The sequence below is a fragment of the Povalibacter uvarum genome (genome assembly GCF_014202975.1).
In the GTDB taxonomy this organism is placed as follows: domain Bacteria; phylum Pseudomonadota; class Gammaproteobacteria; order Steroidobacterales; family Steroidobacteraceae; genus Steroidobacter; species Steroidobacter uvarum.
The window spans coordinates 1137153-1155818 of record NZ_JACHHZ010000002.1; the positions used below are offsets into that span (position 1 = coordinate 1137153).

Genomic DNA, 18666 nt, shown 5'->3' on the forward strand with positions numbered 1-18666 from the left:
GCCAACCGCTAACCGCTTCTTCCTTCACATCTTCTCCGGCGCCGACACACCCAGTAGTTTCAATCCGTTCTGAATGACCTGCCGTGTCGCCGCGACCAGGTTCAGCCGCGCGTTGCGCAGGTTCACGTCGTCGACGATGAACTGGTGGGCGTTGTAGTACGTGTGGAGGTCGCCGGCCAGATCGCGCAGATAGTGCGCGACCTGGTGCGGCTCGAGCGCGTTGGCTGCGTTCTCGAGCAGTTCGGGGAAATACGTCAGCCGGCGGATCAAGGCTCTTTCCTGCGGTTCGGAAAGCAGCGCGATGTTGCGTTCGCCGATGTCGCGTTCGTGGGTGAAGCCCTTCTCTTGCAGTTGGCGGAAGACGCTGCACACACGGGCGTGGGCGTACTGCACGTAGTAGACCGGGTTCTCTTCGCTCTGCGCGAGCGCGAGATCGATGTCGAACACGAATTCCGAATCGGCCTTGCGCGATACGAGGAAGAAGCGCACGGCGTCGCGACCGACCCACTCGATGAGATCGCGCACGGTGACGTACGAGCCGGCGCGCTTGGAGATTTTCACTTCCTCGCCGCCGCGCATCACTTTGACCATCTTGTGCAGCACGTAGTCCGGATAGCCTTCCGGAATGCCGAGGCCGAGCGCCTGCAGGCCCGCGCGGACGCGCGAGATTGTGCCGTGATGGTCGGTGCCCTGGACGTTGATGGCCTTGCGGAATCCACGCTGCCACTTCGTGACGTGATACGCCACGTCGGGCACGAAGTAAGTGAACGTGCCGTCCGACTTGCGCATGACGCGGTCTTTGTCATCGCCGAACTCGGTCGTGCGCAGCCAGAGCGCGCCTTCGTTCTCGTAGGTCTTGCCGCTTCCGATCAGGCCCTTCACGGTTTCCTCGACCTTGCCGTCCGTGTAGAGGCTCGATTCGAGGTAGTACACGTCGAAGTGCACGCCGAACTTCTGCAGGTCGATGTCCTGCTCGCGACGCAGATAGGCGACCGCGAACTTGCGGATCGACTCGAAATCGTCGGGCTTGCCGCTCGCCTTCACCGCCTCGCCGTCGAGCGCATGCACGGAACTCTTCGCGAGAAATTCCTCTGCGATATCACCGATGTAGTCGCCCGCGTATCCCTCCTCGGGCCAGCCTGCGTCGCCGGGCTTGATGCCGCGAGCGCGCGCCTGCACCGACAGGGCAAGCTTGTGAATCTGGACGCCGGCGTCGTTGTAGTAGAACTCACGGCTGACTTCGTAGCCCTGCGTCTGGAGCAGCGACACGAGCGCGTCGCCGAGCGCCGCCTGACGTCCGTGACCGACGTGCAGTGGACCGGTCGGATTCGCGGAAACGAACTCGACGACGGTGCCGATGCCCGCACCGCGTTTGCCGTAGCCGTACACCGGACCGAAATCGAAGACCCGCGACAGCTCGAGCTGGTATGCCGCCGCCGACAGATGAAAGTTGATGAACCCCGGCCCGGCGATCTCCGTCTTCGCGATCAGGTCGCTCGCAGGCAGCGCATCGAGAATGGCCTGTGCGAGCTGGCGGGGGTTCTTGCGTGCCGGCTTGGCAAGCTGCAGCGCGATGTTGGTGGCGAAATCGCCATGCGCGGCGTCGCGCGTGCGCTCGACGTTGATCTCCGGTCGGATATCCGCGGGGACGACGTCGGGCGGCAGGGTCGCAAGCGCGGCCTGCAGCAGTTGTTCGATCTGGTATTTCACGGGAAGAGAATTGGTCAGCGGTCAGGCGGGCAGTCTAGCGGAGCAGCCGGCTAGCCAGCTAGCAACTAGCCGCTAGCCAGATCAGAGCCTCTCCTGCCGATCCTCATCGGGCTGGCCGGCTGCCTGCTAGCTGGCTAGCCGGCTGGCTCAGAATAATTCCGCCGGATCCACATCAATGGACCACCGCACCTTCCGGCCTTCCGGCAGCGATTCCAGTTCGAGGATCCAGCTGCTCAGCAGGCGCTGCAGCGGGGCGTGGGTCGGGGCATGGAGAAGCAATTGAGCACGGTGCCGGCCGGCGCGGCGTTCCATTGGCGCCGGAGCGGGGCCAAGCAGTTGTACGCCTTTCACCGCGTGCCGGTGTGCCGCTGCCAGCGCGGCTTGCAGAAATTTCAAAGGCTCGGCCCGATGCGAGGCTTCGGCACGCAGCAACGCGAGTCGCGAGTACGGCGGCCAATGAGCCTGCTGTCTTTCCGTCAGCGCTCCCGCGGCAAACGCGTCATAGCCTCCCCGCAGCAGCAGGCTCAGCAGCGGATGATCCGGGTACTCGGTCTGGATCAGCACTTCACCGGGTTGCTCGGCGCGCCCGGCCCGGCCGGCGACCTGGACGATCGTCTGCGCGAGGCGTTCGCTCGCGCGGAAGTCCGTGCTGAAAAGTCCCTGGTCGGCGTTCAGTACGACCACCAGCGTGACGTTAGGGAAATGGTGACCCTTCGTGAGCATCTGCGTGCCGACGAGGATGCGGATCTCGTTGCGATCGACCTGCGCGAGCGTCGCTTCGAGCTCGCCCTTGCGGCGCATGCTGTCGCGATCGATGCGTGCGAGCGGCACCTTGGGAAATATCGCTTCGAGCGTTTCCTCGATGCGCTCGGTTCCCTGGCCGACGGGCTTCACATCCGAAGAGCAGGTCGGGCAGCGCGTGATCATGTCCTGCTCCGCGCCGCAGTGATGGCAGAGCAGCGCCGATCGACGATGCACGGTCAGATTTGCGTCGCAACGCTGGCAGCGGGCCGCCCAGCCGCATGACGGACAGAACAGCACCGGCGCATAGCCGCGTCGATTCAGGAACAGCAGCACCTGGCGACCCGCGTCCAGGTGCCGGCGCATCGCAAGCAGCGTGGGCGTGGAAATTCCCTGCGATTCGCCGTGTTTGCGCAGGTCGACGAGCGTGAGCGTCGGCGGCTTCGCGTCGGCGGCGCGATGGGGCAGCGACAGCAGCGATCCCGCCTGACGCTGCGCACGTTCGAGGCTTTCGAGCGACGGTGTCGCCGAACCGAGGACGACGGGGATGCCATGACGCTGCCCGCGAACGATGGCGAGATCGCGCGCCGAGTAACGGAAGCCTTCCTGCTGTTTGAACGAGCTGTCGTGCTCTTCGTCGACGACGATGAGCCCCGGACGCGCGAGAGGTACGAAAACCGCCGAGCGTGTGCCGATGACGATTCGCGCTGTCCCGCTGCGTGCGTCGCGCCAGGCCGCGAGTCGTTCGCCGTCGCTCAATCCCGAATGCATGATCGCGAACGGCACATCGAAGCGTTCGCGAAACCGGGTGATCGATTGCGGTGTGAGTGCAATCTCCGGCACGAGCACGAGCGCCTGCTCGCCGCGCTCGAGAACCGTCGCGATGGCGTTGAGATAAACCTCTGTCTTGCCGCTGCCGGTAATTCCATGCAGCAGCCAGGTGACGAAGCTGCCGAGAGAACCGCGGATGCGATCGACGGCGGTCTGCTGAGCTTCGTTGAGTGCGGGGCTGCGCGAAGTTCCGAGGCCTTCGTTCGAAGCTGGCGGCGTTGTCTCGGCCGTGAAGTGCTCGACGTAGCCACGATCTTCGAGTTTTCGCAGCGACTCCCGGCTGATGCCAGCCGCAACCAGGTCCTCGGCGCTGCGGTCGGCGACGTCGGTCAGGGCCTCGATTGCCGCTCGCATCTGACGCGCCCGCGCCGGGACCTTTTCCAATCCCTGTTCCTTGCCGATGACTGTCAATCGCCAGCGTGTCTCTTCGACTGCGATCGGCGCTCCCTGGCGCAGCGCCGCCGGCAGCGCGGCCGCGATGACTTCGCCCACCGGATGCCGGTAGTAGTCGGCCGACCACCGAAGCAGTTCGAGGAAGCCGGCATCGAAAGTCGGTTCGGCCTCCACTCGCTCGAAGGCGAAGCGGAGTTTGCCCTCGGGGACCGAGCTGCGATCCCGGCATTCAGTGACGACACCGACGACCCGGCGTTTGCCGAAGGGCACCCAGACCCGGTGGCCCGGTTGGACTTCACCCGCCCAGGCAGCAGGCGCCCGATAGTCGAAGACCCGGCGCAGCGGCGTATCGATCGCAACGACCAGGATCACGCGCGTTGCACCGGCCGCGGGGTTTTGCACAAAAGCTGTGGATAAGTCTGTGCATTGATTGGGATCAAACGCTCCAAGTGGGCGTTTCGCGAGCAGCTTTCGATCCTGATCAATATTTCAGCGCCTTTCATTTTGCAAAGCCAAACAGCAACTTAGCGCTTGCGCAACGCCGCACGACGTGGCAGGGCAGACGGCGCCTTAACGCAACCGTCATGGTGTGGGCAACCAATGCTGTGCGGTCGGTGACAAGTCGATGATTCTACGGGAGGGGCTGCGAGCTGTGAGCTATGAGCTGTGAGCCAGAGGGGCCCGGGGATCGGCTCGGGTCCGGACTGTGGGTCCGGCTTTAGCCGGACGTCATCGCGCCAGCGAGCCTCGCTTCCTGTTCCGGCTCATCGCTCACCGCTCATCGCTCGTCCTGCTCATCCCAATGCAATCGCCACCCGTCCCTGGCACAGCAGCCGGTCGCCGGCCCGGACCTCGAATTCGTAGAGCGACCCGCTCGCCTGAGACAGCTGCCTCCTGGCGGTGATCATCAGCGGCGTATCGAGTGTGTCGATGCGATCGATGAAGAGACGCAGGTCGCGCAGCGCCGCGAGCATGCCGGGACGAGCTGTGCCGGTGCCGACCAGGGCACCGTGGACGGCGGTTGCCTGCGCTGCATATTCCGCGAGATGCAGTGCGGCGAGTCGGCCGCCGTGTCTCAGCGGATGCGCAGCATCGCGATGGTTGTCGGCAACGCACACGATTCGATCGGACGCATGCGACAGGACGCGATCGAGCAGGCACATGCTGCCGGCGTGCGGCACTAGCTGCTCCAGCCGCTCGCGACCGATTTCGCTCTCGGTGCTCACACCAGACTCAGTTCGACGGCGAGATTGTCGCGTGCACTGGGCAGCACGATGCGGCCTGATCGTTGCGCGGCAAGGTGCTCGAGCAGCGGCAATGCCCGCGTCGCAGGGTTGCGCAGGCGCAGCGCTTCGAGAGCGGGATCGGTGAGAGCGGATTCGGACTGCGTCGTCGCGGCGCACCGGATTTCCGCCAGTGAGTTCGGCTGTCGTTCATGCGTGAGCACGAGTGCGACAGCCGCTGGGCAACCGATCGGTCGCTTCGCCAGCATCGGCTCCGGCGGCGGCAGGTCGAAGGCCACGAGCAGCGTGTCGTGACCGTCGATCTGCGTGAGCAGGCACGCTTCCAGAAGTCCGGCGGCGAAAGAACTGTCGTATGCACTGAGCGTCGATGATGGCGCCCGCGAGCCGACAGCAATACTCCAGTAGCCCGCCGCAGCGTTGTGCACGGAGTTGTGGAAATCGGTGGGTGATACCAGCCGGGGTGTGATCGTCAGCGCCGTGCTGATCCGATGAATGATGTTCAGGTCGGCGTCGGATGAAGCGAAGACCGTTGCCAGATCGGCGGGCGGACGCTGCGTCATCTTCATCGCATCTTCAGCCGCCTGGAAGGCGAGCCGCACGGCGGGCGTTGCCCGACGACGCTCGTTCGGTGGCAGAAGCGCCGGTTGATGAGGCGGCAGAGGCACGTCGTTGTACTGCACGTGTCCCGCAAGGACTTGGCGAGCCTCCGTCCACGACGCAAAGCCTGGGGCCGCGATGCCGACTGCTTCGATGAAGACGGACTTCATGGCGTCTTCCCGAACAACAGGCTGCAATTGCTGCCGCCGAAGCCGAAGGAATTGCTCAGCACGCGATCGACGCTGCCATTGCGGCTTTCCAGCAGGATTCCCGCTTCGATCGCCGGATCCTTGCTGCGCGTGTTGAGACTCCGCGGCAGGAAGCCGTGTTCGATGGCCAGAAGGCTGATCGCCGACTCGACGATGCCGGCCGCGCCGAGCGTGTGACCCGTCCAGCCCTTGGTGGAGCTGCACGGTGTTCCTGCTCCGAAGACGGTGCAGACGCCGCGCGCTTCGGCGTTGTCGTTCGCGACCGTTCCTGTGCCGTGCAGGTTGATGTAGTCCACCTGATGAGGTTCGACGCCACCGCGTGCGAGCGCGGCCTGCATCGAGGCGATTGCTCCGCGGCCATCCGGTTCCGGCGACGACATGTGATAGGCGTCGCTCGATTCGCCATAGCCGATCAATCGAACCGGGGTTCCGGCGTCCGGCTCGAGCAGGGCGAATCCGCCTGCTTCGCCGATGGAGATTCCGTTGCGCGCCGCGTCGGCCGGCCGGCAGATGTCGGCGGAAACGAGCTGCAGCGAATTGAATCCATGGAGCGTCGTAAGACAGAGGCTGTCGACACCGCCGACGACGGCTGCATCGCAGGCACCTGCCGCGATGGCGCGGCTGGCCGCGGCGAAAACCTTGGCGCTCGATGAACAGGCCGTCGAAATCGCGAATGCTGGACCCGCGAGGCCGAGCCAGGCCGCAACGAAGTCGGCCACCGAGAAAATGTTCTGGGTGTGCCTATGATCGAACCAGTCGGGCAGAGCGTTCGTCGATGCGTCGCGCTCGCGATAGGCGATCTCGGTGTGATGAACGCCGGAGGTGCTCGTGCCGATGAACACGCCGACTCGTGCCGCGCCGTAACGATCGCGACAGCGGCGCACGGAGTCCTCGAAGCCGTCCTGTCGGAGTGCCAGCGCTGCGAGACGATTGTTGCGGCAGTCCCATCGCGCGGATTCGCCAGTGAGGGCGTTGCCGAGACCTTCGACTTCGCCGAGCCAGCAATCCAGCGTGTTGGTGTCGAACGCGAGCTTGCGCAGCCCGGTAGCGCCGGATCGCAAGGCATGGAGGTGCGCTGCCCGGCCCGCGCCGAGCGCGGACGTTACCGTGTAAGCGCTAATGGGGAGCGGCCGCATCGTCGGAACCCGTCAGCCAGTAGTCGTAGAAGTTGAACCAATTGTAGGGCGCGAGCTTCGCGTAGTGTTCGAGCCGCTCCGCGTAACGTTGTGCGAGTGCCCCGATGGCACCGTCACGATCCTCTCGCGGCAAGCGCACGGATTCCGCGAAGAGCTCGAAATGCGCGGTGTAGCGATTGCCGCCGTGATAGCAGCCGAAGCCCAGCACGATCGGTACCTGCAGTGCGTGAGCGAGCTGCCACGGACCGACCGGCATGCGCGCGCGTCCACCGAGGAAGTCGACGGTGACCGATCGATCTGTCGCGAGCGCGCGATCGGCCATGATTCCGATCATGCGGCCCGACTGCAGCGCATCCTTCAGTTTCAGCACGAGCTGCGGGCCGCGTTCGGAGGCATCGATGACGCTGGCGGCGAGCTGCGGATTCAACTGCTCCAGCAGTTGGGTCAGCATGCGACCGTGATTGCGATCGAGCAGGATCGAGAGCGGCAGGCCGCGGCGATTCACGGCAATGAGCCGCAACGATTCGGCGCTGCCGAAATGCGCGACGAACAGCAGGCAGCCGACGCTGCGGGCCACCACGGCACGTACTTCCTCCGGCCGATCGACATCCACGTCGAGACCTTCGACGCGGTCGGACAGCAGGAAGATGCGATCGAGCGTACAGCTGGCGAACGCGAAGAAATGACGCCACTGGTCGCGCCAGCGCGGCGTCCGGCCGAGCGCACGTTGCAGATAATCCTTCGATGCCGCGCGGGCTGTCGGGCTCGTCAATATGAAGTACGCGACGATCGGGTACAGCACCGGGCGCACTGTCGAACGACGCAGGTGAGTGGCGAGCCATACGATCAGCCGCACCATGGCGGGCGTGCTGCGTTCTTTGTGACTGCGCCAGTCGCTCACGATGCGGCCTCGTTGTCCTGGAGCGTGAACACGCCTTCGATCACGGCCGTCGCAGCGCGCAGACCGCGAAAATGCGCGCGGTGTTCCGCGGCGGCGACTGGAGAGATCCGGATCTCAAGGTCGACGACATCATCCGGCAGGACCGGCTGCAGGAACTTCACGCTCGCAATCGACAACAGCCGGCAGTTGCGATGTGCCTGAATCGCCTGCAGGACGTGATCGAGCAGCACGACGCCCGGCACGATCGGATTCCCTGGGAAATGACCCGCGAATGCCGGGTGAGCCGCGGGAATGCGCAGCTGAGCCTGCAGGGTGTGTGCCGGCGTGTTCATGCGTGTCGATGCTGATCGAGCAACTGGAGCAGCGTTGCATGAGGCAGCTTGCCTACGGCGTTGCGGGGCAGGTGATCGACGACGATCAGCGGCCGGGGGACGAACACCTGTTCGATCCTTTCGCGCAGCGTCGAGAGAACCTGAGCTGCATCGATGCCCGGGGCGACGACGAGTGCGGCGGGTCGTGCGTCAGGCTGCGGTGCGAATACGACTGCATCGACAACGCCGGGCACAGCAAGAATCTGGCGCGTGATGTCCTGCAGCGACGCCCGTTTGCCGGCCACCTTGATCATGTCGCCTACGCGTCCGCGCAATGCAAATTCGGTGTCGCTGTACGACTCGATGACGTCCTGCAGTGGTATCGGTTCCGGCAGCTGCGGCGCGCGGTAGGTTGCGACACCTTCCAGCGTCACGACGCTGCTGCCGTCGAATGCCTGCCATCGCTCAGTCTGTGTCGTGCGTCGATGCGCCATGACGCCCGCTTCCGTGCAGCCGTAGATTTCCATGACGGGTGCGCCCCACGCCTGTTCGACGCGGGCGGCGAGGTCGATCGCAAGCGGCGCCGTCGCCGACACGATTCGCTGCAGCGGCGGCAAGCCGATGCCGGCTTCGACCAGGATCTTGAGATGCGCGGGCGTCGTCACAAGCGTTCGTGGCGCGGGCACGCTTTCAAGTGCCGCGCGCACGTCGGCGGGGAAGAACGGTTTGCCATCGTAGAGTCGACATTGCGCCGACAGGGCGGAGACCAGGGAGTTCTCCAGTCCATACATGTGTTGCGGAGGCACGGTGGCGACGACATTCATCCGTCGACCGCCGAGGACTTCCTGCGCGGCCAACTGCGAGTTGCGTACGAGGCTGCGCCATGTTTTCGGATGAGGCTGCGGCGCGGCAGTCGTGCCTGAAGTGAAGGCTATGGCGACGATTCTGGTGGCTTCGATGCGCCAGTGCGACGGAGTTTCACTCGCGGGCAGCACTTGCGAGCGCTCGAGGAATTGCGCCACCGCGTCGTCATCGACTACGTGATGATCGGGATACTCGCGAGCGAGATCTTCCAGCACGCCCGCGGCCTGCGCGGACGGCAGCAATGTCACCTGGTTGCGCAGGCACGCCGCGATCCATCCGAGCAGAAAGTGATAACGGTTCTCGGCGAGATTGATCGCGTACGAAGCGCTGGGCAGCGAACGACTGAAGTCGTCGGCGGTCGCGATGAACTGCGCCACACTGATCGATCGCCCGCGATAGTGCGCGATGCAGTCATCGAGCGTGTCGGCGGAGACGAGCGGTAGCAGGTCGGGCGAAGCCATCGGCAGCGGATCGGTTCAGGGCCGGATGCGGGTCTGTGCGAGCCGGCGCAGATACTGCAACAAGCCGGTGTGTTCGTGGTGACGGAAACGGATCCGCCGGTAAGCGAACTCGATGACGAATACGGCGCCCAGCACGAGGTAGTGCACGATATTCGTCATCAGGGACCACAACGGCGGTGAGGCCCAGACCGCGAGCGTCACGGCGGAGATGAACAGCGCCAGGCAGACGGCGCACCACAATTGCGTTACGTGTCGTGTGTAGACCAGCAGGTCCGGCGGCAGCGGCTCGCCCCGGATCGCCGTGGCGACGTTCGTGACCAGCGGCGTTTCACCCGCGCGCAGGGAACGCGAGAAGAGGATGAACAAGGCGGCGGGAATCAGAGCCGGTGGCACATAGAGCGCATACAGCCCATGGTTCATCGTGACCAGCGCATACAGGGCCGCCGAACCCAGGATGAAGACGATCCAGGCCCAGGGTCGCCGGTGCAGGAGCGCGCCGCTCAGGGAAACCATGAGCAGCCAGGCGAGTGCGAGCCATTGCAGCCACCGTTCGTCGAGGATGACGGCCAGGTGCGCCAGCAGCGGGTAACCCAGAGCGAGCCAGGGCATGGTCAGGCTCGTCCGGGAGCTTCGTTCAGCCGCCCTTGCGGCGTTGCAGAACGTGCCCGGTCAGGGAGCGCAGCGAAGCGAAGGCTGCCTTGACCTCACTGTCGTCCGAGCGCAGTTCGAGCCCGTACTGCTGCTGGACCATCAGCGCGATTTCGAGTGCATCGATCGAATCCAGGCCCAGACCCTGCGCGCCGCCGAACAGCGGCGCCTCGGGGACGATTGCCTCGGGTTGCACATGATCGAGGTTCAGCGCCTGAACGAGGCGCTGCGCCATGAGCAATTCTTCCGCGGTCTGACCGGACATGCTTGCCAGTTCTCCAGTGAATTTCTTACCGGGCCGACTGCGCTGCATCCGCCGGGAGAGCCGGCGGGGCTAATCATCGTTGCGTGAGGCGGTCCCGCGTGAGGCGCGACAGTTTATACTCTGACATCACGTCCCGCGATTGCATCGTCGCGGCTCACATAACGAAAAGTCCACGTACTGAGGTGCCGGTTCGATGTCGAGAATGGGGCGCAAGCTCAGCACCGCGTGGCGTGTTTTCGCGACGGGGTTTGTGTTCGTGCTGTTCGGCGTCGGCGCACTGTTCATCAGCCTGACGATGTTTCCGCTGCTGCGCCTGTCGACGTTCGACTCGGACGTGGCCCGTAAGCGGATTCAGCGCGGAATGCAGCTCACGTTCCGGCTGTACATGGAAGTCATGCGCGTGCTGGGAATCCTGACGTACCGCGTCGAGGGCGGCGCGCGGCTGCGGGAACCCGGGCGGTTGATAGTGGCGAATCACCCGACGCTTCTGGATGTCGTTTTGCTGGTCTCGCAGATGCCGGAGGTCGACTGCATCGTAAAGCGTGGGCTGTGGCGCAATCCGTTCCTGCGCTGGCCGGTATCATGGGCGTCCTACATCCCGAACTCGGAGGGCGAGGAGCTCATCGAGGGATGTGCGAAGACACTGCGGCGCGGCCACTCGCTGCTGGTGTTTCCGGAAGGCACCCGGACGGTGCCGGGCAAGCCGATCCGGATGCAGCGTGGTGCGGCGCACATCGCGCTGGCCGCGGACTGCGAGATCCTGCCGGTGACGATCACTTGTGATCCCCCGACCTTGTTCAAGGGGAATCCCTGGTATCGCGTGCCGGCACGGCGTTTCCACCTGGATGTGGTCGTCGGCCAGCCGGTTCCCGCGGGGCAGTTCCGCCGCGAGGATGAACCGCCGGCACGATCGGCTCGCCGGCTGACGCAGTGGTTGCTCGGTTACTACGGCGCGGCGGAAGCTGCGCTGGCGGGAAGCGAGATTCAGGAACGCATGGTCGCAGTGCCGGATGCGGCCGCAGCGGATGCGCTGCCACGGCGGGCAATCCTGTCCGGATCGGGACAGTAACGAACCGGAACGTTTTTTCAGGCGGCGGCTCGAAACCCGTCCGCTGCCTGCTCGAGATGCTTACATGTCAGTGACTACAAAATCGCGCGAAGAAATCCTGGAGTACCTGCGACAGGTACTGGTCGAGCTGTTCGAGCTCAAGCCCGAGCAGATCGTGCCCGAAGCCCATCTTTACAACGATCTCGACATCGACAGCATCGATGCCGTGGATCTCATCCTCAAGCTGAAGGAGCTGACCGGCCGTAAGATCCAGCCGCAGACCTTCAAGCACGTGCGCACTGTCGGCGATGTGATCGATGCGATCCAGGCGCTGATGGCCAGTCCCGCCGCCTGATGCGGGCCGCAAGGTGCTCCGGATTCCCGAGATCGGCCGCGTCCAGCGCACGGACACCGGCGTCCGCCTGGATTTCGCGGTGCCTGCGTCACTCGAATATTTCGAGGGGCATTTCCCCGGCTGCGCGCTGCTGCCGGGCGTCGTGCAGATCGGATGGGCGATCGAGTTCGCGCGCCAGCACATCCCGTTCGACGCGTCGTTCCGTTCGCTGGCTGGCGTGAAGTTCACGCGCGTGATCCAGCCGGGCGCCAGCATCACGCTGCTGCTCTCGTTCGATCGCGACCGCAACGAACTGACCTTCGAGTACCAGGTGGACGGGCAGCCGTGTTCGGGCGGCCGTGCGCTGTTCGAAGTGATCCGATGAAGCTCTGCATCCTCATCCCGTTCTACAACCACCCCGGCGCCATCGCGCAGGTGGTCGATTCGCTCAAGCCGTTCGGCCTGCCGATCCGCATCGTCGACGACGGCTCCGATGAGCCATCGCAGCGGGCGCTCGCCGATATCGCTGCCAGGGAACCATCCGTCAGCATCCAGCGGCTCGCGATCAACCAGGGCAAGGGCGGCGCGGTCATGGTCGGCTGTGATGCAGCGCTCGCCGAGGGCTTCACGCATGCGTTGCAGATCGATGCGGATGGCCAGCATCAACCGGGCGACGTGCCGCGGTTGATCGAAGCGGCGCGGCGCCAGCCCGCGGCGATGATCAGCGGGCAGGCTGTCTACGACGAGTCGGTTCCCCGATCGCGCCTGTACGGTCGCTACATCACGCACTTCTGGGTGTGGGTGAATACGCTCTCCTTCGAGATCAAGGATTCGATGTGCGGCCTGCGTGTCTATCCGCTTGCGAGCACCTGCCAGGTCTGGCGTCGCAATCGCCTCGGGCGGCGAATGGATTTCGACACCGAGATCATGGTGCGCCTGAGCTGGACGGGCGTCGCGATCGTGAGCCTGCCCACGCGAGTCACGTATCCCGTCGATGGCGTCTCGCATTTCCAGATGCTCCGCGACAACCTGTTCATCAGTGCGATGCACACGCGTCTGTTCTTCGGCATGCTGCTGCGATTGCCGATACTGCTGGGGCGACGCGTCGTTCAGCGGCTGCATAAGGTTGCTGCATGAGGACGGTCGAAGCGCAGGTCGAGATCACAATCCCGTTCCATGACATCGATTCGATCGGTGTCGCGTGGCACGGTCACTACGCCAAGTATTTCGAGATCGCGCGTTGCGAGATGCTCGACAGTTTCGGGTACGGTTACGACGCCATGCGCGCATCGGGCTTCATGTGGCCGGTGATCGACATGCGCATCCGCTACGTCAAACCCGTGCGCTTCGGTCAGCGCGTCCTGGTCAAAGCGACGTTGCGCGAGTGGGAGAACAGGCTGCTGATCGACTACCTGGTGAGCGATCGGGAAAGCGGCCAGCGCTTGACGAAGGGAACGACGGTTCAGGTGGCGGTCGACATGAGCAACGGCGAGATGTGTTTCGTGTCGCCGCCGGTACTGTTCGAGCGTCTCGGCCTGCAGCGAGCATGAAGCGGTGAACGGATGAAAACTGCCTGCACGAGCCTGCTCCTGATGTTGCTGTGGTCGCTGACCGCGTACGCCGCCGACCCGTTTGCCCATCCGGCCACCGGCGAGGCGCTGCTTGCCTCTACGCTCGCCAAACCCGCGGCACAGCTGTCGAAGGCGCAGGTTCTGAAAGGACGCTTCACACACTCGAAGCATCTGCGCGAAATTCCGCAGCCGCTGGTCGCCGACGGCGACTTCATCTTCGTTCGCGATCTCGGCGTGTACTGGCACACCCAGCAGCCGTTCGACTCGGTCGTCGTGCTGACGTCGAAAGGGATCGTGCAGCGCGATGAGGGTTCGCAGACGATGCGACTCTCTTCCGACGAGCAGCCCGCGGTGCGTGTGATCGCCGATGTGTTTCTCGCGCTCTTCACGCTGGACGTCGCTCGCCTGAATGCGAACTTCGATCTCTACGGCCTGAGCCAGGGCGATCGCTGGATCATCGGCTTGCGGCCGCGCGCGGCGGCGATGAACGCCGTATTCAAGGAAGCGACCGTGACCGGCGCCAGGGACGTCGAAGAGGTCGTACTCACCGACGTGCACGGTGATCGCACGGTCATCGACCTGTCGGGCATCGAATACTCGGGTGCCCAACCCGGTGCGGATGTCCGCGCATTGTTCGAGCTGGCACGGCCGTGATCATCCGACAGGACGCAACACCGGGCTCGATGCGCACGCGCTTCTTCGCGTGGGGCGCGCTCATGATCGCGCTGCTCGCCGTGTTCGCATTTCATGTCGTTCCCCACCTGCGCGTCGAGACCGACATTCTCGCGTTGCTGCCACGGACGCAGCAGGATCGCGCGCTCGATGAGGCGCTCGATGCATTCTCCGCACGGCTCGCACGCAAGCAGATCTTCCTCATCGGCAGCGAAAAGCTCGCCGATGCTCGTCTCGCCGCCACGAGCTTCGCTGCCGAGCTGCGGGCTTCGGGTGCCTTCGAGAGTGTGCAGCTCGAAGCGGATGAAGCCCTGCGTCAGCGGATCGATACCTACCTCGCGCATCGTGCTTACCTGCTGGCGCCTGAAGATGAGAAGGCGCTCGCGGAAGGAAACACCGACCGGTTGGCGACCCGTGCGCTGCGTGCAGCCTACACGCCGACGGGACTGATGCAGCCGATCGGCATCGCGGAAGATCCGATCGGGTTGATGAACAACTTCCTCCGCACGCAAGCGCGCGCGGCGGGCAGGGCGCGGCTGGAAGGATCCATGCTGGTCGTCGAAGGCGAGGAACGATCGTGGGTGCTCGTGCTCACGGAGAACAAAGGCAGTCCGTTCGCTTCGTCCGTGCAGGAGCAGGTCATGCCTGCGATCGCACAGGCGCGCAGCGCGGCAAGTCGCGCAGCGCCTGCAGCGGTCGAGATCCTGATGTCGGGTGCGATTCAGCACGCGGCCGCGGCGACTGAGAGGGCGGAAGACGAGATCACCACCTTCGGTACGATCGAGGCCATCGCGGTCGTGTTGCTCCTGCTGCTGATCTTCGGGGCGATGCGTCCGTTGCTGCTCGGCCTGATGACGTTGTCGCTGGCTGTCGTCGCGGCATTCACGGCGGTGCATTACATCTTCGGCGAAGTACATCTGCTGGCGGTCGTGTTCGGTTCGAGCCTGATCGGCAGCGTCATCGACTACTCGATTCATTTCTTCGCGGACCGGTTCCGTGATCCGACGCGCTGGACGCCGGTCGATGCGGCCCGTCACGTCGGGCCGGCGATCCTTCTTGGCCTGACGACTACGCTCATCGGCTACGCAGTGCTGGCGGTCGTGCCCTTCCCTGGACTCGAGCAGATCGCGGTCTTCTGCATGATCGGTCTCATCGTGGGATGCGGCTGTGTGCTGTGCCTCTACCCCGTACTCGCGCATACGCGGCGCCAGCGGCTGCCGAAGCTCGGTGCGAAGATCGGTGGCGCCATCGACGGCGTCCTGCTGCGGTGGCATTGGGGCCCGCTGAAGCTCGCGTTCGTTGCTGCGATCGTTGTGCTGACGGCGATCGGTCTCACACGCCTGCAGGTTCGCGACGATGTGAAGGCCCTGCAACAGTCGCCGCCCGATCTCATCGCCAGCGAACAACGCGTACGGGAGCTTCTCGGCAGCGGTATCGAGACTCGATTCTTCCTCGTCTCCGGCGACTCGGCGCAGACGGCGCTCGACAATGCGCAGCAACTCGCCACACAACTCGACCGCCTCGTAGCGACGGGCGCGATCGCCTCGTACCAGTCGGTCACTCAGGCGCTGCCCTCGGAAACGCAGCAACGCCGGAATCACGAACTACTCGCGCAGCAGGTGTTTGCGCCCGGCGCGCTGCTGGACAGGGTGATGGGGTCGCTCGGCTTTCCCGCGGAATCCATCGAGAAGCGTCGCCAGGACTTCAGTGCGGCGAATGCTCCGCTCGCCGTCGATGAGTGGCTGTCGAGTGCGGCGTCGAAGGGTCTGCGGGATCTCTGGCTCGGGCAAGTCGGCACACGCTACGCGACTGTGGTCGCACTCGGCGGTATCGTCGATGTGCCTGCGTTGGGCGCGATCTCGCAGCCGGATGTCCGTCTCATCGATCGCGTCGCCGAGACGACAGCGACGCTGGGGCGTTATCGTCATGCAATGACGTTGCTGCTCGCAGCGGTCTACGCCGTCGCCGGCATCGTCCTGATGATCCGTTTCGGCTGGCGCGATGCCCCGCGAATGTTGCTGCCTTCCGTCGCCGCGACGCTGGTGACGCTGGGACTCTTCGGCTGGCTCGGTGTGGGGATGAATCTCTTCACACTGCTCGCGCTCTGGCTCGTGCTCGGGCTCGGGATCGACTACGGCATCTTCCTGCGCCATGGTCGCGACAATCGTCCGACGGCGATCCTGAGCGTCACGTTGTCCGCCTGCACGACGCTGATCGCCTTCGGCCTGCTTGCGCTGAGCGCAACCCCCTTCATTCGCAGCATCGGCCTGACGCTGCTGTGTGCAATTTCGTTCTCCTGGCTTTTCGTCCTGTTCAGTTGCCTCACTACGTTAGGGCCGCGCACAGCGCGGCGGGAAGAAGCGATTCATGGTTGATGTTCTGATCATCGGTGCGGGTCCGGCGGGGTCGATGTCGGCCGCGCTGCTCGCCGCCAAGGGCTATGACGTGCTCGTGCTCGAGCGGCAGCAGTTTCCGCGGTTCTCGATCGGCGAGAGCCTGCTCGCCAACAGCGCCGAGTTGCTGCACGAGGCGGGGATGCTCGAGGCCGTCATGGCATGCGGTTTCCAGTTCAAGAACGGTGCGGCCTTCGTTCACAACGATCGCTACTCGGAGTTCAACTTCGCGGACAAATCATCGCCGGGCCATCCGTTCACGTTCCAGGTCCCGCGTGCGCAGTTCGATCACGTGCTTGCGAAGGAAGCCGCCAAGCGCGGTGCGAAGATCCAGTACGAAGTCGAGATCACGGCGGTCGATGTCTCCGGTGATCGCCCGATCGTGACGGCGAAGGCCGGCGACGAGGTGAGGACGTATCGTCCGCGGTTCGTGCTCGACGCGAGCGGCTTTGGTCGCACGCTGCCGCGGCTGCTCGATCTGCACCGTCCATCGGATTTCCCCGAGCGCGCGGCGCTGTTCGTCCACGTGAAGGACAACATCGTGGCCGGCGCCTTCGATCGCCAGAAGATCCGCATCGGCGTGCATCCTGACAAGTCCGATGTCTGGTCCTGGCTGATCCCGTTTTCCGACGGCAATTCGTCGCTCGGTGTCGTCGCTTCGCGCGAGCATCACGCAAAGTTCCAGGGCTCGAACGAGGAGCGGCTGTGGCAGCTCATCGCCGAAGAGCCGAGTCTCAAGGAGCTGCTGCATGCGGCGCACACCGTGCGTCCTGTCGGCGAGATTGTCGGCTATGCAGCGAAGGTCACGCGCTTGCACGGACCGGGATTCGCACTGCTCGGCAACGCGGCGGAGTTCCTCGATCCGGTGTTCTCCTCCGGCGTGACCATCGCGATGAAGTCGGCGAGCCTCGCGGCGAACCTGCTCGATCGTCAGTTCCGCGGCGAAAGCACCGACTGGCAGCGCGAGTTCGCGGAGCCGCTGATGTACGGCGTCGAAACGTTCCGCAGCTTCGTCACGGGCTGGTACGACGGCAGTCTCCAGGATGTGATCTTCTTCGAGCACAAGGACGCGAACATCCATCGCATGATCTGTTCGGTGCTCGCGGGCTACGTGTGGGACACGAACAATCCTTATACGGGACCCCAGTCCGGCCGGCGTTTGCGCGCACTCGCCGCTACGTGCCGTGCGGGAGCTTTGAGCGCATGAAATGGGTAGCGGTATTGTCGCTGCTGCTGGCCGGGTGCGCGGGCGCGCCCCAGAGCCAGCGCACGGCAACCCCGGAACGTCCGCTCGTTGCGCCATCGGCGCTCGGTGCGGAGCGCTCCGTGAACCAGGTCGTTCGCGGCGCGATCGGCAGTCGCGAGATGACATTGAACTGCGTCGTCACCGTCAAGGACGGACAGATGACCGTCGTCGGCCTGAGCGCGATGGGCGTGCGTCTGTTCACGATCCACTACGACGGCCGCGATGTGCAGTCGGAGCAGAGCCTGCCGACGCCGGAGCAGCTGACGCCGCGGCGCTTGCTGGCCGATCTGCAGTTCGTATTCTGGCCGGCGGCTGCGTTGCAGCAGCCCCTGAAACAGCAGGGCTGGGATGTGAGTGACTCGTCCGGAACACGACGGCTGCGCCGCGACGGGAACCTCGTCGCCGAAGCACATTACGGGGGCGACGATCCCTGGTCCGGTCGCAGCTGGCTGGTGAACCTGGAGTATGGTTACTCGCTGCAGATCGACAGCAAGGCTCTGTGACGCGAATGACACCGCAGTTCAGGATCGAAGATGTGCTGCCTCATGAAGGCCGCATGCTGCTGCTCGATGAGCTCGTCGAGTACGGCCCCGATCACGTGATCTGTGCGCTGACCGTGGATGCCGACACGCAATTCTGCGAGGTCGGACGCGGCGTCCCTGCATGGGTCGGGCTCGAGTACATGGCGCAGACGATGTGCGCGTACTCCGGCATCGATGAAGCGCGGGCAGGGCAGAAGCCGAGTATCGGTCTGCTGCTGGGATCGCGTCGCTACGTTGCCGAAGTCGAATGGTTTCCGCCCGGCACCCGCCTCAGCATCCGCGCCGACCTGCTGCTGCGCGATGAAAGCGACCTGGTCGCATTCGCTTGCACCATCCACGACGGAGCAAGGGTGCTGGCTCGCGGCGATGTGAAGGCGATCCGACCGAAGGATGTTCTGGCCGTCATCCGCGGCGAACGCGTCGCAGGAGAGGCGAGATGAGGATCATGAAGATCAAGATGAGGATTTCCACGGGGAACACGGGGTGCACGGGGACAAGAAATCCTTCCCGTGTCGATCACTCAGGTCTCGGTGAATCCAATTTCGCTTA

Annotated in this window: 20 protein-coding genes; 10 read left to right on the plus strand and 10 right to left on the minus strand. The window is 64.5% G+C overall.

Annotated features, from left to right (window positions below; translation table 11 throughout):
- Positions 1 to 24: 24 nt before the first annotated feature.
- From argS to HNQ60_RS11215, 10 genes are all read right to left on the minus strand, one after another.
- Entirely contained in the window at positions 25 to 1710 is a 1686-nt protein-coding gene (gene argS / locus HNQ60_RS11170) for an arginine--tRNA ligase (RefSeq protein WP_184331649.1), read from the minus strand.
- Between the two features lie 147 nt (positions 1711 to 1857).
- On the minus strand, positions 1858 to 4077 hold the full coding sequence (locus HNQ60_RS11175; protein WP_184331651.1) for a primosomal protein N': 2220 nt from the start codon (positions 4075 to 4077) through the stop codon (positions 1858 to 1860).
- A gap of 392 nt (positions 4078 to 4469) precedes the next feature.
- Entirely contained in the window at positions 4470 to 4901 is a 432-nt protein-coding gene (locus HNQ60_RS11180; protein WP_184331653.1) for a hydroxymyristoyl-ACP dehydratase, read from the minus strand.
- Positions 4898 to 5686 (minus strand): beta-ketoacyl synthase chain length factor, encoded by a 789-nt coding sequence (locus HNQ60_RS11185; protein ID WP_184331655.1) that lies wholly within the window; start codon positions 5684 to 5686, stop codon positions 4898 to 4900. Before HNQ60_RS11185 ends, HNQ60_RS11180 begins: the two co-directional genes overlap by 4 nt.
- Positions 5683 to 6861, minus strand: a complete 1179-nt coding sequence (locus HNQ60_RS11190; RefSeq protein ID WP_184331657.1) for a beta-ketoacyl-[acyl-carrier-protein] synthase family protein — start codon at positions 6859 to 6861, stop codon at positions 5683 to 5685. Before HNQ60_RS11190 ends, HNQ60_RS11185 begins: the two co-directional genes overlap by 4 nt.
- Positions 6842 to 7762, minus strand: coding sequence for an LpxL/LpxP family acyltransferase (locus HNQ60_RS11195; protein WP_184331659.1), 921 nt, complete (start codon positions 7760 to 7762; stop codon positions 6842 to 6844). Before HNQ60_RS11195 ends, HNQ60_RS11190 begins: the two co-directional genes overlap by 20 nt.
- Complete coding sequence (locus HNQ60_RS11200; protein ID WP_184331660.1) at positions 7759 to 8094, minus strand: 3-hydroxyacyl-ACP dehydratase FabZ family protein; 336 nt, start codon at positions 8092 to 8094, stop codon at positions 7759 to 7761. Before HNQ60_RS11200 ends, HNQ60_RS11195 begins: the two co-directional genes overlap by 4 nt.
- Complete coding sequence (locus tag HNQ60_RS11205; protein ID WP_184331662.1) at positions 8091 to 9398, minus strand: AMP-binding protein; 1308 nt, start codon at positions 9396 to 9398, stop codon at positions 8091 to 8093. Before HNQ60_RS11205 ends, HNQ60_RS11200 begins: the two co-directional genes overlap by 4 nt.
- Positions 9399 to 9413: 15 nt before the next feature.
- Positions 9414 to 10007 (minus strand): COG4648 family protein, encoded by a 594-nt coding sequence (locus HNQ60_RS11210; protein WP_184331664.1) that lies wholly within the window; start codon positions 10005 to 10007, stop codon positions 9414 to 9416.
- A 25-nt stretch (positions 10008 to 10032) separates the two neighbouring features.
- Positions 10033 to 10311, minus strand: a complete 279-nt coding sequence (locus tag HNQ60_RS11215; RefSeq protein WP_184331666.1) for a phosphopantetheine-binding protein — start codon at positions 10309 to 10311, stop codon at positions 10033 to 10035.
- A gap of 193 nt (positions 10312 to 10504) precedes the next feature.
- On the opposite strand from HNQ60_RS11215, the gene HNQ60_RS11220 reads away from it, so the two are divergent.
- From HNQ60_RS11220 to HNQ60_RS11265, 10 genes are all read left to right on the plus strand, one after another.
- Complete coding sequence (locus HNQ60_RS11220; RefSeq protein ID WP_184331668.1) at positions 10505 to 11380, plus strand: lysophospholipid acyltransferase family protein; 876 nt, start codon at positions 10505 to 10507, stop codon at positions 11378 to 11380.
- 64 nt (positions 11381 to 11444) lie between these two features.
- A complete protein-coding gene (locus tag HNQ60_RS11225; protein WP_184331670.1) occupies positions 11445 to 11714 on the plus strand; it encodes an acyl carrier protein in 270 nt (89 codons plus the stop codon).
- A 13-nt stretch (positions 11715 to 11727) separates the two neighbouring features.
- A complete protein-coding gene (locus HNQ60_RS11230; protein ID WP_184331672.1) occupies positions 11728 to 12078 on the plus strand; it encodes an ApeI family dehydratase in 351 nt (116 codons plus the stop codon).
- The gene (locus tag HNQ60_RS11235; RefSeq protein ID WP_184331674.1) at positions 12075 to 12830 is read left to right on the plus strand and encodes a glycosyltransferase family 2 protein; all 756 of its coding nucleotides are present in this window, start codon (positions 12075 to 12077) and stop codon (positions 12828 to 12830) included. The genes HNQ60_RS11230 and HNQ60_RS11235 overlap by 4 nt, the downstream gene beginning before the upstream one ends.
- Entirely contained in the window at positions 12827 to 13243 is a 417-nt protein-coding gene (locus HNQ60_RS11240) for an acyl-CoA thioesterase (RefSeq protein WP_184331676.1), read from the plus strand. The genes HNQ60_RS11235 and HNQ60_RS11240 overlap by 4 nt, the downstream gene beginning before the upstream one ends.
- Before the next feature lie 12 nt (positions 13244 to 13255).
- Positions 13256 to 13918 (plus strand): outer membrane lipoprotein carrier protein LolA, encoded by a 663-nt coding sequence (locus HNQ60_RS11245; protein WP_184331678.1) that lies wholly within the window; start codon positions 13256 to 13258, stop codon positions 13916 to 13918.
- Positions 13915 to 16311, plus strand: a complete 2397-nt coding sequence (locus HNQ60_RS11250; RefSeq protein ID WP_184331680.1) for an MMPL family transporter — start codon at positions 13915 to 13917, stop codon at positions 16309 to 16311. Before HNQ60_RS11245 ends, HNQ60_RS11250 begins: the two co-directional genes overlap by 4 nt.
- On the plus strand, positions 16304 to 17536 hold the full coding sequence (locus HNQ60_RS11255; protein ID WP_184331682.1) for an NAD(P)/FAD-dependent oxidoreductase: 1233 nt from the start codon (positions 16304 to 16306) through the stop codon (positions 17534 to 17536). The genes HNQ60_RS11250 and HNQ60_RS11255 overlap by 8 nt, the downstream gene beginning before the upstream one ends.
- A complete protein-coding gene (locus HNQ60_RS11260) occupies positions 17533 to 18078 on the plus strand; it encodes a DUF3261 domain-containing protein (RefSeq protein ID WP_184331684.1) in 546 nt (181 codons plus the stop codon). The genes HNQ60_RS11255 and HNQ60_RS11260 overlap by 4 nt, the downstream gene beginning before the upstream one ends.
- 5 nt (positions 18079 to 18083) lie before the next feature.
- Entirely contained in the window at positions 18084 to 18557 is a 474-nt protein-coding gene (locus HNQ60_RS11265; RefSeq protein WP_184331686.1) for an ApeP family dehydratase, read from the plus strand.
- The last annotated feature ends 109 nt before the right edge of the window (positions 18558 to 18666 follow it).

Excerpts from the sequence above, each read along its gene's own strand:
- HNQ60_RS11215 (WP_184331666.1), bottom strand. The coding sequence starts at position 10,311 with ATGTCCGGTCAGACCGCGGAAGAATTGCTCATGGCGCAGCGCCTCGTT.
- HNQ60_RS11235 (WP_184331674.1), top strand. The coding sequence starts at position 12,075 with ATGAAGCTCTGCATCCTCATCCCGTTCTACAACCACCCCGGCGCCATC.
- HNQ60_RS11210 (WP_184331664.1), bottom strand. The coding sequence starts at position 10,007 with ATGCCCTGGCTCGCTCTGGGTTACCCGCTGCTGGCGCACCTGGCCGTC.
- HNQ60_RS11220 (WP_184331668.1), top strand. The coding sequence starts at position 10,505 with ATGTCGAGAATGGGGCGCAAGCTCAGCACCGCGTGGCGTGTTTTCGCG.
- HNQ60_RS11245 (WP_184331678.1), top strand. The coding sequence starts at position 13,256 with ATGAAAACTGCCTGCACGAGCCTGCTCCTGATGTTGCTGTGGTCGCTG.
- HNQ60_RS11190 (WP_184331657.1), bottom strand. The coding sequence starts at position 6,861 with ATGCGGCCGCTCCCCATTAGCGCTTACACGGTAACGTCCGCGCTCGGC.
- HNQ60_RS11260 (WP_184331684.1), top strand. The coding sequence starts at position 17,533 with ATGAAATGGGTAGCGGTATTGTCGCTGCTGCTGGCCGGGTGCGCGGGC.
- HNQ60_RS11200 (WP_184331660.1), bottom strand. The coding sequence starts at position 8,094 with ATGAACACGCCGGCACACACCCTGCAGGCTCAGCTGCGCATTCCCGCG.
- HNQ60_RS11205 (WP_184331662.1), bottom strand. The coding sequence starts at position 9,398 with ATGGCTTCGCCCGACCTGCTACCGCTCGTCTCCGCCGACACGCTCGAT.
- HNQ60_RS11225 (WP_184331670.1), top strand. The coding sequence starts at position 11,445 with ATGTCAGTGACTACAAAATCGCGCGAAGAAATCCTGGAGTACCTGCGA.
- HNQ60_RS11185 (WP_184331655.1), bottom strand. The coding sequence starts at position 5,686 with ATGAAGTCCGTCTTCATCGAAGCAGTCGGCATCGCGGCCCCAGGCTTT.
- HNQ60_RS11265 (WP_184331686.1), top strand. The coding sequence starts at position 18,084 with ATGACACCGCAGTTCAGGATCGAAGATGTGCTGCCTCATGAAGGCCGC.
- HNQ60_RS11240 (WP_184331676.1), top strand. The coding sequence starts at position 12,827 with ATGAGGACGGTCGAAGCGCAGGTCGAGATCACAATCCCGTTCCATGAC.
- HNQ60_RS11255 (WP_184331682.1), top strand. The coding sequence starts at position 16,304 with ATGGTTGATGTTCTGATCATCGGTGCGGGTCCGGCGGGGTCGATGTCG.